At 43.3% G+C, this 15,586-nt stretch carries 12 protein-coding genes; 7 read left to right on the forward strand and 5 right to left on the reverse strand.

What is annotated here, in order from left to right; translation table 11 throughout:
* Positions 1-30: 30 nt before the first annotated feature.
* Positions 31-972, forward strand: coding sequence for a 4-hydroxy-3-methylbut-2-enyl diphosphate reductase (ispH, locus tag HQM11_00890; GenBank protein MBF0349553.1), 942 nt, complete (start codon positions 31-33; stop codon positions 970-972).
* Here the strand turns inward: ispH and rdgB are convergent.
* Genes rdgB through HQM11_00910 form a run of 4 tightly spaced genes read right to left on the reverse strand, consistent with a single transcriptional unit; the run spans position 935 to position 6,447 of the window.
* The gene (gene rdgB, locus HQM11_00895) at positions 935-1,486 is read right to left on the reverse strand and encodes an RdgB/HAM1 family non-canonical purine NTP pyrophosphatase (protein ID MBF0349554.1); all 552 of its coding nucleotides are present in this window, start codon (positions 1,484-1,486) and stop codon (positions 935-937) included. The genes ispH and rdgB overlap by 38 nt on opposite strands.
* Positions 1,487-4,354 carry an Hsp70 family protein gene (locus tag HQM11_00900; GenBank protein ID MBF0349555.1) on the reverse strand — a complete coding sequence of 956 codons (2,868 nt, stop codon included), beginning with the start codon at positions 4,352-4,354 and terminating at the stop codon, positions 1,487-1,489.
* Positions 4,344-5,099 carry an XRE family transcriptional regulator gene (locus HQM11_00905; protein ID MBF0349556.1) on the reverse strand — a complete coding sequence of 252 codons (756 nt, stop codon included), beginning with the start codon at positions 5,097-5,099 and terminating at the stop codon, positions 4,344-4,346. The genes HQM11_00900 and HQM11_00905 overlap by 11 nt, the downstream gene beginning before the upstream one ends.
* Positions 5,100-5,145: 46 nt before the next feature.
* Positions 5,146-6,447, reverse strand: a complete 1,302-nt coding sequence (locus tag HQM11_00910) for a hypothetical protein (GenBank protein MBF0349557.1) — start codon at positions 6,445-6,447, stop codon at positions 5,146-5,148.
* Between the two features lie 243 nt (positions 6,448-6,690).
* Here HQM11_00910 and HQM11_00915 point away from each other — a divergent pair, with 243 nt between their 5' ends.
* The 4 genes from HQM11_00915 to HQM11_00930 all read left to right on the forward strand — a co-directional run bounded on the left by HQM11_00915 (position 6,691) and on the right by HQM11_00930 (position 12,919).
* Positions 6,691-7,257, forward strand: a complete 567-nt coding sequence (locus tag HQM11_00915; protein MBF0349558.1) for a cytochrome c — start codon at positions 6,691-6,693, stop codon at positions 7,255-7,257.
* 37 nt (positions 7,258-7,294) lie between these two features.
* Positions 7,295-8,458: a hypothetical protein gene (locus HQM11_00920; protein ID MBF0349559.1), complete on the forward strand. Its 1,164-nt coding sequence runs from the start codon at positions 7,295-7,297 to the stop codon at positions 8,456-8,458.
* Between the two features lie 381 nt (positions 8,459-8,839).
* Entirely contained in the window at positions 8,840-10,645 is a 1,806-nt protein-coding gene (locus tag HQM11_00925; GenBank protein MBF0349560.1) for a hypothetical protein, read from the forward strand.
* Between the two features lie 456 nt (positions 10,646-11,101).
* Positions 11,102-12,919, forward strand: coding sequence for a hypothetical protein (locus HQM11_00930; GenBank protein MBF0349561.1), 1,818 nt, complete (start codon positions 11,102-11,104; stop codon positions 12,917-12,919).
* 600 nt (positions 12,920-13,519) lie between these two features.
* Here HQM11_00930 and HQM11_00935 read toward each other — a convergent pair.
* Positions 13,520-13,750 (reverse strand): hypothetical protein, encoded by a 231-nt coding sequence (locus HQM11_00935; protein ID MBF0349562.1) that lies wholly within the window; start codon positions 13,748-13,750, stop codon positions 13,520-13,522.
* 1,113 nt (positions 13,751-14,863) lie between these two features.
* On the opposite strand from HQM11_00935, the gene HQM11_00940 reads away from it, so the two are divergent.
* Together HQM11_00940 and HQM11_00945 are read left to right on the forward strand one after the other, a co-directional pair.
* Positions 14,864-15,145, forward strand: a complete 282-nt coding sequence (locus tag HQM11_00940; GenBank protein ID MBF0349563.1) for a BrnT family toxin — start codon at positions 14,864-14,866, stop codon at positions 15,143-15,145.
* Complete coding sequence (locus tag HQM11_00945; protein MBF0349564.1) at positions 15,117-15,362, forward strand: CopG family transcriptional regulator; 246 nt, start codon at positions 15,117-15,119, stop codon at positions 15,360-15,362. The genes HQM11_00940 and HQM11_00945 overlap by 29 nt, the downstream gene beginning before the upstream one ends.
* Positions 15,363-15,586: the final 224 nt, after the last annotated feature.

Consider the following 15,586-nt stretch of genomic DNA (forward strand, 5'->3'; position numbering starts at 1 on the left):
TTGCAGACGAATAAAAAATGGAGTGTGACTGTGAACAATGAATTCAATCTCGTCCTGGCGAGTCCTCGCGGTTTCTGTGCCGGTGTGGATAGAGCCATCACCATTGTGGAAAAAGCGCTGGAACTTTATGGTCCGCCGATTTATGTGCGGCATGAAATTGTGCATAATCCACATGTCGTGAACAGGCTCAAAAAACGTGGTGTGATTTTTGTGGAAGAACTGGATACCGTCCCTGAAAACGCTCATCTGATTTTTTCAGCACATGGTGTTTCTCCCGCAGTACGGGATGCCGCATCACAAAAAAATCTGGCTGTGCTCGACGCGACGTGTCCGCTTGTCACCAAAGTTCATCTGGAAGCACAGCGTTATGCCCGAGAAGGATATATCATCATCATGATCGGGCACAAAGACCATGTGGAAGTGGTCGGAACCCTTGGTGAAGCTCCAGAAAAAATGGTCGTCATCGGGAAGGTTGAGGAGGTAGAAACACTGGAGATCCCCTCGGGGCAGAAAATCGCGTATCTCACTCAGACGACGCTGTCACTTGATGACACAGCCAGTATCATTCAGGCTCTCAAAGCAAAATATCCTGATATCGAAGGTCCCAAAAAAGATGACATCTGTTATGCGACCCAGAATCGTCAGAACGCGGTAAAAAGTTTGGCACAAGCTGTTGATCTGATTCTGGTCGTCGGGGCGCCCAACAGTTCCAACACAGTGCGGTTGGTGGAAGTTGCTCAAGGCGCGGGAATTCCCGCCAGAAGAATTGAGTCGGCCGATGAACTGGAGAGGGCATGGTTCCGTTTCGGTATGCGGATCGGCATCACCGCTGGAGCTTCCGCACCGGAAGATATTGTTCAGGGAATAGTTTCCAGACTTGAAACCTTTGTGGACCATAGCTCCATTGAAGAATTGACGCTTGTGGAAGAAAACGTCACTTTTGCGCTTCCTGCCGCTTTAAAAAATGTCTGAACCGTGTCGCCGCAATGTGCCGCATGGAGACTCGATGTTTTTCTTCAGCGGTCATTTCGGCCATTGTTCGGGTTTCACCAGCAGGTTGAAAAATACAGTCCCAGCCAAATCCGTTACTGCCTCTTGGTGGAACAATCGTTCCCTCCAGTGTTCCCTCAAGCACATGCATGGTTTCGCCATCCTCAGAATAACCGAGACAACATACGGCTCTTGCTGATTTATCTGGAAAAGCGCTGAGGGCCTGAACCAGCCCCTGCATTCCCATATTTTTCTCAAACCATTTGATCAAAACCCCGGGCAGTTCATTCCATGCGTTAAAAAACAGGGAGGTGTCTTCCACCAGAACAGGTTGCTGAAGTGCGGAATAGGCTTTTTGTGTCTTGTCACGAACCAGTTCATGAAGATTCGTGGTCTGGATTTCATGCAGATCCAACGCTACGTTTTCCAGAGGAATTCCCAGGAGTTCACGCATTTCACGGAGTTTGTTCAGATTGGATGTTACGAAATACAGCATTTAATCCAGGGGTTTAATGAGTTTGAGTCCCGATGGCAATTTGTCTCCAAACAACCAGTCATTTGACGTAGCGGAGGAAAGGTTTTCGTCAGTCGGCACTTGCAGTATTTGTTGCAAGGCCTCTGTTCCTTCCTTTTTTTTGAGAAAATCAATAATTTTATTACGGGTTCTGTCACTGATATCACGAGAACGGTCTTCGGTAAGCTGTCCCATTTTTGAGAGGATCAGCGGTAAATCCTGATAGAAAGTGATCTCGGGGGACAAACTCAGCAACCAGTCGATCCAGGATTCTACCGTAGAAACACTGACCGCGTTGACCGGACTTCCATAAACAGGCACTCTGCCGCCTATACGTGCCAGACACCAACCTTCAATTCCTGTTGCTTGCCCCAGTTTGACCTGACTGATCAGTTCATGCCCCAATTTCAATTTTTCCTGCGGTGGCAGATGTTCAAGGCTGGCCAGCAGTCTCCATAGTTCATTGAGTGCCGTTGGTGACGCTGCGGCAGTGGTTTTTCCACCTTTTTTACCAGTTTTTCCGATCGTGCCTTTACGAGGTTTCATTGCGGATTCCCTGATTTTTTTCCACCCCATGTCCAGCAGAAGTTGCTGATTGGCTGTTGAAATTCCACCCGCGATTCGTCGACACATCACCCACCATTCAATTTCAATGGCGCGTTCTTTTCGAAAATGAGGGCCACCCGGAAACAATTCCATCACCTGTCGCATTTTGAGTTCATCGCCTCTGCAACCATATCCCGGTCGCAGACAAAAACCCGCAAGTTTCAGCCAGTTCAATTCATGATTGACCGATCGTGTTCTTCGTCCCATGCCCTCATACAGAAATGGCCATAAGCCACGTAACAATGGGATCGACCACTCCTCACGGGGCATTTCCAGAGCTTGTTCCATTTGCCGGTAAATGCCGCCACTGACGGAGCCTTCAGCATTTCGTCCGAACCACTCCTGAAGGCAGGCTCTGGCAGGGAGCAAATCTTCTTCTGCTAATGTAATCAAGGATTCATCGTCCGTTTGTGCCGCAGTGTTTGCCGCACGCAGTTGAAACGCCAGTTTCCATTCCTGGTTCCGTTGCGCGTCTACACAAAACAAACTCAGGGTTCCGATTTCGTTCAATATGGCTTTGAGATGAATTTCCAGTTCCAGTGTCTTCTTTTTAACGAGTTGACGATCAGGAGTGATCAAGGTCTGCAAGGGCGGCAATTCAATAAATTCCCGCTCTTTTTCTTCCGCGTTCAGCAACAGGATAGCTCCCGCCTGATCCTGAGGACGATGAATGGAGGACATCAACTGAAATACCACAGGCTGATTCACTCTCAGCATGATGCCCGTTTGAAGAACAGTCACAGGTTGTTCGGGAACAATGTGCTGAGGCAAAATACAAAGCCACGCTTCTTTTTTGTCTGATTCTGATAATTCCAGATGGACATGGATATAATAAGACCGTGCGCTACCACCCTTGATCAGAATACCATGCCCCTGTTGCGCCATTTGATAATACGCGGCACCGCGAGCAACCGCCAAATGCAGATCGTGGTGTTCCAAAGGCTGAACAACCGCTGGTCTTCGTGATTCATGGCATTGTTCACGCCAGGTTTCCAACTGAGTCAATAAACGGGACCTTACCACAGCAGGTGACAAAGCCCCTCCATTGAACAAGACCTGATCGGGAAATTTCAGTTGTCCGTGATCTTCCAGTGAGCGCTTTAAAAACGCATGAAGATGTTTGGTGATCGCCGCATCCTGAGCATAGGGCAAGCCCATCTGTTTCAGACCGACATTACGATTTTTGATCAGGGCGGCATCCCATGAAATGACAGGAAAAAATCCCTCAAGAACGATTTGTTCCAGCAACCCCCTGTTTAAAGCAACGGTTCGAGTATTTCCCATCAATCGACTGCCTGAACCACTGATGGTGACAGGAATCTGTTCATGACTGCCTGAGAAAACAGTTTCCTTGGCGAGTCGACACTGCTGAACCAGTGAGTCCCATAACCGTGGTGCCAGTTTTTGACTGTTTCCTGCCAGTTCGGATTCAAAGTGATGCGCGAGGGCCAGATCCATGTTGTCGCCTCCCAACAGCAGATGATCACTGACTGCGATGCGTTCAAAATCCGGAATCTTTCCGGCCTCAGTTGCAGTGGTATGAATCAGACTGAAATCAGAGGTTCCGCCGCCAATATCAATCACTAAGGTTACATGCGATTCATGAGACAGGGTTGAGGCCTCCTGATCCGCAATCCAGGAATAAAACGCGGCCTGGGGTTCTTCCAGCAAAGAATAATTTTTGAGCCCGGATGATTCCACGGCACTGAGTGTGAGTTCACGGGCGATTTCATCAAATGAGGCAGGAATGGTGATGACAACCTGCTGAAGTTCCAATTTGAGAGCACTGTTTTGGGCCGCAAAATGATGGTCCCAGGCATTTCGGATGTGAGCCAGAATCATGGCGGTCGCCTCGACGGGAGACCAGAGATGGGATTCAGTATTACCTAAGGGCAGAAACGCAGAGAATGGATCAATTCCATGGTAACAAAGCCATGATTTTGCGGAACTGATGGTTAAATGCGGTGTACGGAATTGTTGTTGCCGGGCATAGTCCCCCACAATCAAGGGGGCCGAAGAGGACTCCCATGAGTGTTTGAAAATGCCGGAATTCAGTTCTTCAACGTTGGGAAGGTAAAGGCATGAGGGGAGCACCGGATTCTTATGAAGACGCCCCTTGTCCACCCATTGCGCAATATCAAACGGATGAATCGTGTGTGTCCAATCCTGCTGATCTACATAAAACACTGCGCAATTGCTGGTTCCAAGATCTATTCCAACCAGATATCGGGAATTATTTGCCATTCCTCACTTCTTCATATTCTTCGTCATCTTCATCTTCATCGTCATCGTCATACTCTTCATACTCTTCATATTCGTCTTCGTCTTCATAGTCATTCTCGTCGTCCTCATCAGGACCATTTGAGTTTGACTGATTTTCCAGCGTGAAGTGCAAAGCCATTTCAAAAGCCGCTCTTGTAAACTCAAGGACTTTGGCGAAGCCTTCATCCGACAGCTTTCGGGCCTCATCCCGACTGCGGAAAATATTAATAAATTCACGTTCGCGCTCAAAATGATGTGGAATACGCCCTACCCCCCAATCCTGCAAAATCCGCCAGGCTTCCGGATTGTAGGTGCGTACTGATCTCAGAATAAACGGGACCGGATCATGGCGTGCCAACAGTGCGGCCAGACGCAGGGTTAATTCAAACGAAAGCGTGGCTGTTCCATTTTCTACCGCATCCAGCAATGTCTGGTCAGAAAGATCAAGAGCATCATTCAGATCATTGATGGTCATTCCGGCCACCTGCCGCAAGTCACGCAACGAAGCGCCCATTTCCTGCAGGGCGAGAGATCTGTCAGCACCGGGGATCAATGCTTTACCGACTCTGATGGATTTTTCTCCTGTTTTTGCGACAGCCTTGAACGCCGCATTGGTCATTCCTGCCATCATTCGAATCAGCGAACGTTCCTCTTTAGGATACATTCGGATCACATCATCAGAAACTGCCTGAGGTAATTCAGCAGAAACGGGTTTATTTCTGGCCATAACATCCTGTCCGTTAAGGTTTTAAAGTTAGCCGCTACCGGCGATTCTATGCCTCATAGAAATTCAGATCATTTTCAACTTCATGTAAGAGGTCCTTCACCATTTTATCACCAAATTCCAGTTGAATTTGCAACAATTTCTGGACCCGTTTCAGATTTTCCAGAATCCATGGTCGAGGTAACTGAATATTCAGGAGATGAACAGAAGTTTGAATGAAATATCGCAGAACACTGGCATATTCGAGCAGAATAGTGAGTTCGTGCCCTTTCTTCTTCAGAGAGCGCTTGCTACTGCCGGTACGTCTCAGGGCAAGGCCATAAAAGTGATAGGTTTTTTTAAACAATTCCTGAATATCTTTTCTGATTTCCTTCCCGATTGCACCCGCACGAAAGCGATTGACCATGTAGGTCATCTCACTCATATAAACTCTGGCCTTCAAAAAATAGCCCAAAGAATTATCCTTGTCATGAAGCACAAATTTATCAGTGATGTCAACCGCATAAGTTTGTAGCAACAGATGAAATCTTAAAAAATGGATGATGGCATAGGCTTTGACATATAAATGTTGTTTGAGTTCAGGCTTTGACTGATCGCTGTTGAGTTGCCGTTCAATGTCATTGATATCAAACATTTCGGTGAACATATATTTGGAAAGCTCAGTCGCTTTAGCCGCATGGGTCATGTATTCCTGAATCACACGGATGTTTCTGTTGATCACGGCTTTCAACCGTTCCAGTGTTTTGATTTGCTCTTCTGTTCCTGTGGCTTTTTTTGCCAGAAGAATTTTGTTTTCTATTGTTCGGACATCATGCCTGCATTTAGCCTGAAGTTGGTTCAAATAGGTATTCTGTGCCCATAAAGCCACCTGAATTCCGGGAATACTGAACACACCAAAGGTATTTGCCACAGTCGATTGCAGTAACATGGTTCGATACACTTCCACAGGAAGTTCACGCCCTGTCTGGCCCAATAACGTGACAAGAGCAATACGCGCCTGATAATCCATAGGATCCGTTTTCAAACGTTCCACCAGGTCTGTGGCAGTTTTGGTTGGATGATGCTGTGCCAGATCTTCTCCAGTAACCCCTTCCCAGTATAGTTTGCCGAACTTGCCACCGAGCATGGCTTTTGCCCTCATGATGAAGGTTGCGTTTTTTGCTTTCAATATTTCATCATGCCTTTTTTTAATATCCCCTTCCCAGTGAGTCACCAGTCCCGGAATGTTACCAATATTCTTGGCAATAATCTTGAGATGCGTCAGTCCCTCTTTAGGGTCTGAGCTTTCCCAATCCTTGCCGAAAATATCTTCATTGATAATTTGTCCTTCTTCCTTTTTCTTCTCAGCCATTCATCCATTATGGAAATTAGGGACAATTAAAGGGTTCCAGCCCCCCAATAAATTTTAGGCACACTAAAATAAATCAATAAAAACTTCAAACATTACTATACATGCCACGGTTTTATCAAAAAAATCGAGTGCAACTCCACGGCACAGACAAAAAAAATAAATAAACCATTTGACCTCTTTGAAATGAAATTGCTATGAAGAATTGAACCAATTATTCCATAATCATTCATTACAAGGAGCAATATGACACAAAAAATAAAAAAAATAATGACCGTCACCCTGATGTTTTTATTCATGGCTCAGACCGGAGCCTCCTTATATGCTCAAGAAACGCCCCCCGCACAAAATGCGGAAACAGACGCCGCGGCGGTAAAAAAAATCAATCGCGATGATCTGATCAAATACAGAAATTATGTCATGACCATCAAAGGCAATCACACCCAGGCCTTGAGGTTGCTTGTCGCTAAAAAAATCAATATGAGAAATCAGTTTATTGCCCATGCGGAAGCCTTGAGTGCCTTGTCCTTTGAAATGTTGCGACTGTTTCTTCCGGGAAGCATGGGACCAAAATCACGAGCCAAAGCGGAAATCTGGGACAAAGATGGACGGTTGAGCAAAAAATTCGTGGAACAAACTCAAATCATGGAAAAAGAAGCACGCCAATTGGTGGATGTCTCACGCTATGGCGATCTGGATGCTATCAAAAAACAACTTCGTTCCTTTGAAAAAAATGGTTGCAAAGGCTGTCACTCTGAATTCCGTGGTGAAGGAACACCGGATCCGATCGCGTCGTATGAAGATGAGGAATAATCCTTAAACCATTTAAAAATTTTTGAGGAGTAGGAATATGAATAAAGTATTAACCGGAGCAGGGATATTATTACTGCTTGTGCTGGGCTTTTATTTGATAAGTGGACTGTTTGAAAAACCAGATGAAGTGGTAACTCCAGTCACACAGACAGAACCGGAACAAGAGGAATTGACTCTTGAAGAGCCGACCATCACACCAGTCACTGTGGCGCCAAAAACAGAAACGCAACCCCAGGTTGTTGAGAAAACAGAAGAAGCTCAGGACAATCAGCAAATCCTAAAACAAGGTGATCAATTGATTCAGGCCAAACTTCAGGAGATTGCCACAGATTATGCGCATAACCTGAAATTTCCGCCATATGCCACACCTTTGAATGAAAATAGTTATGAGTATTTGAATCCAAACGCGTTTATTCCTTTCAGACTTAAGATGCCAACCGGTGAGCCATTCTCATACGAGATCATATTGCCATCATCTGTATTATTTAAAGGCATTCCTATTGAAGGGACTTTCCGCATCTATGGAGATCAATCTGAACCGCTTCCCCAGGTTCTGGATGTCAAGGCTGAAATTCTCAACAGACAAAAGGTTTTGGCTTCAACACAAATGACGATGACTCAAAATGATGAGATGGAAAAACACTTCAGCTTTACGATTGAATCCCCAATCGAGGAAAGCAAAGATTGGCCTGCGGAACTTCAGATCAAAGCGGTTTTTCTGCTGAGTGGTTATGGAGAACAAAGTTATATCCTGCCCTTCCGTCTTGAAGAATCAGTGGCAAAAGTGGATGGTCTCGGACAAGAAACTGTTGATGGCCCTAACTTGCTCATTCCTGTCAATATTACAGTAAATAATTCAGGGACATACCGTGTAAGCGCTAATTTGTATTCCCAAACGACTGGGAGTCCTCTTGTACATATACAGGGACAACAAAAAATTGAAGGAACATCAGGCACAGTTATATTGAAAGCGCATGTTTCCGCACTGAAGGAACGACAGGATACAGGGCCTTATGTCGCAAAAACTTTTCTGGTTGCTCGTCATTCCGAGAGTGGTGGCGCCGATCAGTCAGGGAATGCCGGGAATGCCGAATTTGTCATTCCTGGACATGATTTTAATGAGTATAAAGATGAACCTTATGTTGATATGGGGGAACAGGAGAAACTGAAAAGATTTAATCAAATTATTCAGAATTGGTAATTTTAAAAAATGGTTGGTTGTCTTGGAAACGACAACCAACCTTCCTTCCTTATCCCACATGCCTGTTTTTCTACATAACATGATCAAGAAAAATGATTGTAATTTGAGGACAACTTACGACATTCCCCTCTTGGAATGATTTAAGATTATTAAAATAAAATATTTCATAAGATCATTAGCTAACAATATGATATTATTTAAAAATATAAAATCTACTCGACTGGCGTTTTCTGAAGAAATTTTTGTGGAATGGGAATTTAACGACCTCGACGTTGCACTAATTGGAGAATGTAATACGCTTTAATCAAAATATTATTTTACTTACAGATGGTTTTTGGGGATCATCTGAATTTAATAACAATCATTTGTGGGGAGGGCCCAATGAAAAAAGTCATAAAAAAAATAATGATATCCTGTTTGGCATTAGGCGTAATGACCGCATGCCAACCAACCCAGGAAGAGAATCAATTGAATGTTAGCGCTGATAATCAGCAGGGACAGTCTCTCAGTTTTGATAAGTCAATCAGTGTAGCAGATTCCAGTGAGCGATTGTCTGTCAATCCAGACCTGATTTTTGTGGAAGGATTCAGCAATGGTTTTATGAATACCAACAGTTTTTATACATTAATGTCTCCCTTGAACAGTATGCTAGGACTCTTTGGAACCAGTGTTGAGGAAATTGTGAGTTCTGTTGCTGGAATCGATTTATCCAGTCAGCCAGGTTATGCGAAGTGGTATTTCTCAAAATATGCTGACGCATTCCTGGCCCAAGGAAAGGTCAATAAAGTGGGTTATCTCCATTGGGATACGGGTTATAGAATTTTAAGAGATGGATTAATAAGCCAAATGGAGGATAACTATAATGGAGCTGGGGCGCCTGGATTACACACCCGGATTCAGCGCATGATGAATGGGACTTATACGGCAAATGATGTGAAAAATTTTGATGCATATTGTCCTGGAGCAACTGAAACAGTTACAGAATTTGGCATATCAAATGTTAAAAAATGTAACAATGCCGCCTATAAACTTTGTGCTAATGGTTGTATTTTCATGACACACTCCACAGGAGGTCTGGTTTTCGATCGGTTAGTTTATGAAGCTAATCAGGAGAAGCTATATCCGGGAACCTACCCTAAACTGGCAGGTGTGTGGGATAAAACCACCATGGCCATTGAAATTTCTTCAGCCGGTGGAGGAACCGAGTTTTCGAACACAGTCATCAACCTAGTGGTTACTATGTGTAGTGGCGGCACCCAAACGGATCAATTGGTTAACTTTCTTGTAGGAGCCTTGTTCCCGGAATATTCTTGTGTGTCAGGAGGGTTAGAAACCAACAGCCAAAGGGCTGGTGCAGGTAGAGACTTGATGCCTGCGATTGCTCGTGATGCGACTAATGGAACAAAAGCCAGCTTTGGACGAACACCAATTCTTCATATTGCGGGAAATGGAAACATGATGCCAGATGTGGGGATTTTGAGACTGGATTGGATTATTTCTAACAGTTATGGCGGTGCAGGCTATGGAGATGGATTGGTTCCTTTAGCTTCTACCTGTGGTGCTAATACGGCAACACCTATCAAGAGTTGTCATCCTAAAGTGAGCCCTACTGGTACAATTGGAACCTATAGCGCTCCTGCTGGATTGTATACAAACCATCATCCCTTTATCATGACTGGAGAAGGCCATTTGAGCGAAATGAACGCAATTTTCGAAGCTTTGGGTGTGGATGATAGTAACTGGGGAACTTATGTGAATCCAATCAACTATGTAGAAGTAGCTTTGAAATCCGGTAATTTGGAGCAAAAAATGGAACAGAGTTTCAGCAATAGTGTAGTAGAAGTTCTGGTTCCGCCTCAAGGCTGGGGAAATCCAGAGGTAATGAGAACACAATGTTGGTATGAAACCGGATACGCTGGTGCGGATACAGCACTGCATACAAATTTGGATACATCCAGTAATTATGGCGGCATGTCCAATCAGGTTGATGACATCACCTGGAGAGGAACCAATACTCGCTATGATTTTTGGGATTGTGGTGGAAATAAAACGGATTGGTATTATTCCATTACCCAAATGAGCCTTGAAGGGGATGGCGACAGAATGTTCCACCTGTTGAGTAAAAAACTGGACGCTCGCATGCAACGGGGTGATACGGGACAACAAAACAATATGCAGGTTCAATAAATGAATCAATCAGGCCATTGAGTTCGAATGCGGTTTCTGATCATAGTATTAGAAACCGCTTTTTGTTTTAAAGGAATGGCTCATCAATAACATTCCCAACTATAAATAGTCTTCTCCATAGCTGTGCTTTGGCTGGTTGGAGGCAAATGGGTAAGTTATTTCTGTGCGATTCCAAAGTGGGTTCCATTAGGACTTTTTACGACACAACTTTCTCCAATTGTCAGATTGGATGAAATCTGGAACACTTAACACTGCACCATAATACACTGATATATATCAAAAAATATTAAAATAAATTGAGAGGGAATTGTTAAAGTGTTTGGTGTAAATATTTTCACGACAATCAGGTTGCACAAATAGCAATTAAACACTAATTAATAATTAAAAGATTATTTTTCTTACGAAAGACGGTTATGGGGATCGTCTATAAATCCAAATTTTTCTCTGGAGGGCACAATGAGAGTAATAATCAAAAAAATCATTATAGCAGGTATTGCCTTGGGATTCATGACCGCATGCCAACCACCTCAGGAGCAGGAACAGCTCAATGTCGCAGATGTTCCTCAACAGGATCAGACAATCAACTTTGACAAAGCTCTGACTTCAGAAGATTCCTCACTTCGTTTGGCTGATTCAGTCAAACCTGATATTATCTTTGTAGAAGGGTTTAGTAACGGGTTCATGAACACCGATAGTTTTTACACATTAATGTCGCCATTAAACAGTATGCTTGGACTGTTTGGAACCAGTGTTCAGGGATTATTAAGTTCTGTTTCTGGAATTGACACATCCAGTCAACCGGCTTATGCAAAATGGTACTTTTCAAAGTATGCCACTGCTTTTGAAGCTCAGGGCAAAGTCAGTAAAGTGGGTTATTTGCATTGGGATACCGGGCACCGAATTCTGAGAAGTGGTCCACAAACAAGTCAAATGGAAGATAACTATGATGGTAAGGGTAATCCAGGACTGCATACCCGTATTAAACGTATGATGAATGGTACTTACACCGCAAATGATGTGAAAAATTTTGATGCGTATTGTCCGGGTGCGACAGAGACTGTTTCAGAGTTTGGATTAAGCAATGTCAAGAAATGTAATAATCCGGCTTATGCATTGTGTACCAATGGCTGTATGTTCATGACACACTCTACTGGTGGACTTGTTTTTGACAGATTGATTTATGAAGCCAATCAGGAAAAACTAGTCGCTGGTTCCTACCCTAAATTGGCTGGTGTCTGGGATAAGACAACAATGGCCGTTGAAGTTTCTTCAGCAACTGGCGGAACAGAGTTTGCCAATACCGTCATTAATCTTGTTGTTGCCGCATGTAATGGTCCAAGTCAAACGGATAAACTCGTGATGTTTTTGGTACAGGCACTGTTCCCACAATATGAATGTAATCAGGCAGGACTGACTTATAATGAAATGAAGGCTGGTGCTGGTTCAGACTTAGTACCAACTGTAGCTCGAGCGGCAAATACAGGTTCTCAATCAAGTTTTGGACGAACCCCGATTCTGCATATTGCTGGAAATGGAAACATGATGCCTAACGTCGGCATTCTGCGACTTGACTGGATTATCGCCAATAGTTACGGCGGTGCTGGCTATGGTGATGGTTTGGTGCCTTTAGCATCAACATGTGGAGCCAACTCAGCAACACCTATTAAAAGTTGTCATCCCAAAGTAAGTCCTACAGGATCTGTTGGTAGCTATAGTGCTCCCGCTGGATTGTTCACGAATCATCATCCCTTTGTCATGACAGGGGAAGGTCACTTGAGTGAAATGAACGCGATTTTTGAAGCATTGGGCGTAGATGACAGCAACTGGGGAACCTATGTAAATCCAATCAACTATCTAGAAGTAGCTTTGAAATCAGGAAATCTGGAAGAGCGGATGGAGAAAAGCTTCAGCAATAGTGTCGTAGAGGTTTTGGTTCCTCCACAAGGTTGGGGTAATCCTGGACAGGTACGTGATCAGTGCGAACTGGATAGCGGATATGCCGGAGCGGATTCTGCATTAGCAACCAACTTGGACAGCGTGAGCGATTTTGGTGGAATGTCCAACCAAATGGATGGTTTTACATGGAACCGTGGTGCTGATGTCGGTAATTGTGGAGCGTTTGGATGGTGGGATAAGTATCGATATACTTATACCGTTACCAGTATGAGTTTGGAAGGTTCTGGTGACAGAATGTTCCATCTGTTGAGCAAAAAACTGGATACACGAATGCAACGTGGTGATACAGGACAACAAAATAACATGATCGTCCAGTAAGTTTTCGATCAATTTCTGATTCTACATGATTTTTGAAGCGGCAATTTCCTGAGTTTGGAAGTTGCCGCTTTTTGTTTATGCACTATTAGGGGTTGGTCACATTTTCGACAGTATGTCAGAAAACAGTCTTTGATTTATCACCTGGTTTGGGTTTTGTTCCGTAGGGGCAGACCTGTCTGCCCGGATCAGGGCGAACACACAGGTTCGCCCCTACAATTTGTGGCCGAAAATATGATCCACCCCTACGTATATTCCATAATCCTGACTTTATGAGGATTCATTCTGATTCTGTCTTTCCTCCATGCCCATCCTGATTTTTTCTGGTCTATGTTTTCTAATCTGAAAAAAACTCTTGTTAAGGAACATTCGAAAAATAACTTGGGACCTTTCAAATTCCGGTTGACAGTTTGTCATCTCGACGAAGGAGAGATCCGGTTCGCCACGCTTGAAGATCCCTCGTCGCTCGTACCTCGCTCTGTCGGGATGACACAGGCAAACTGTAAAGTACTTTTTGACTGATTTTGAAAGGTGCCCGGCATGACACAAAAACACAGTTTCGCGACAGCGACTAAATAAGGATGTTGCTGTCAAACAAGTAACTCATTCTCTCTCCCACTCTTCACGCATCTCCAGAATTTTCTCATCAATTTTGTCGAAGTGAGTGACTCCATAGAATTTTTCTGGATCAAACTGTTTTGAAACAGTTTGAGATGGTTGGTTTTCTTCAACCGGTAATACTACTAATTCAACCTTTGAATAGTGAAAATCTTTAGGAATGTTTATAATTCCTCTCAAATTTTCCAAATCAATTATTTCCCTTAATGCAATCATCTTAATCTCCAATTCTCTGGTTTTCCTATATATACATGCGAATCCGGTGTTATAATTTATTCATTAATATCAGCTTCGTTCAGTGTCATCTCGACTTCAGGAGAGATCTTTCAACGCTCAAGGCCTTAAGATTTCTCCTATCGTCGAAATGGCACAGACTTAACTCCGGATCCACATATATCTGTGTGAAAGTAATACTCTATCCATTATTCACAGCAAACAAGGTAAAACCAATGCATGAACAGATTTCTGGTTTCAAATCTCCAAAGCGTTACTCCCAGATTAACGCCGTCAATTTTCTTCAGCCTCTTCCCTGTGAATTTGAATTTTCCAGTGGAAATCCTGATTGAGAGCTTTGAAATCAGGAAGATTGAAGCGGCTGAATGACTTGCTTTACCGTGTTAATATCGACCAGTCTTCCTTCATTGTATTTGTGGATAATGCTGGTAATCAGAAAATTTAGGTTGACCTGCAACAGTCAACAAAATGAAATTACCAGTGTCTGGGTAAAAACCAATTTTAGAAGTAAAAAATTTCATAAATTTAGAGGATTAGCTAAATTTGAAGTAAGGCGGAAGTACTCAAAACATGAATGCGCTATTGGCGAAACGGTGACCATGGCCGGCGCTGGCATGGATGGAATTTGCAGAAAATTAATCATTCCCTATTTTGTCTTTAACCCCATAAGAGTCCATCACAATCCTGATTTTATGAGCACCTTTCAGAGAAAATTGATTAAAAGATTGCTTAACATATGGCTAATGATACATATAACCCAAGTTGTGACCGATCTGAAAAAAACTCTCGTTGAGGAACTTTCGAAAAATAACTTCCATAACTTTTCAAAAAATCATTTCCTGCCGGGCATGCGTAGAGATGCGCGATTCGCAGGTCTCTACAGACCTGGGCAAGGGCTGTGTGTTAAAAAACTTTGGGCAGTTATTCTTTTGTCGTTCCTAAGGGCATTTCACCCAGATTTTGTGTCATCCCCAATGAATATGCGGAATCTTGACCACGATTTGAGCAGTGATTTCTCCCTTTGGTCAATATGGCACCGTAGGTCACAACTTGGGTTACATATATAAATATGGTTAATTATCAGGATGATGCAAAGTGGAATTTGAATGGGATGAGGATAACAATAAAATCAACAAGGAAAAGCATGGCATCTCATTTTACGATGCTCAATATGCTTTTGCAGATCCCAATCGTATAGTTGCAAAAGATCTCAAACATAGCCAAATTGAGAAACGATTTTATTGTTTTGGAAAGGTAAAAGAAGAAATTGTAACAGTCAGATTCACTTACCGAGATCATAAAATAAGGATTATTGGCGCAGGATATTGGCGAAAAGGGAGAAGTACTTATGAACAGCAAAATAAAATACGTGGATGAACCAATGGAGTTTGAGGTTGTTGAGGATTTTCTGCCACCCCCTGTCGATCTTGTGTTTAAGGAAGAGACGATAAAAGTGACAATCAACCTCAACAAATCCAGTGTAAAATTCTTCAAAAAAAAAGCACAGGAAGTTGGGATTCCTTATCAAAAAATGATTCGTAAAATAGTAGATTTATATGCGAATCGATACAGTGATACGGGAAGCTCTCATTAAAACTTTAGGAGTGATAATGGCAATGTCGGAGTCAGTTTGATGTGCGGATGTTTAAGGCTATCAACGAAAGCCGATACACTTTGTAAATTCAATGAATTAGAGAACCCCTGCAAGGTCAGACGGGACGTACGATTTTGACTAAAATTTTACGACCATCTGTATCGGGTTAACCTGGTAGCCCTCAAAACATGAATGCGCTATTGGCGAAACGGTGACCATGGCCG

The sequence above is a fragment of the SAR324 cluster bacterium genome, from assembly GCA_015232315.1.
GTDB lineage: Bacteria > SAR324 > SAR324 > SAR324 > NAC60-12 > JADFZZ01.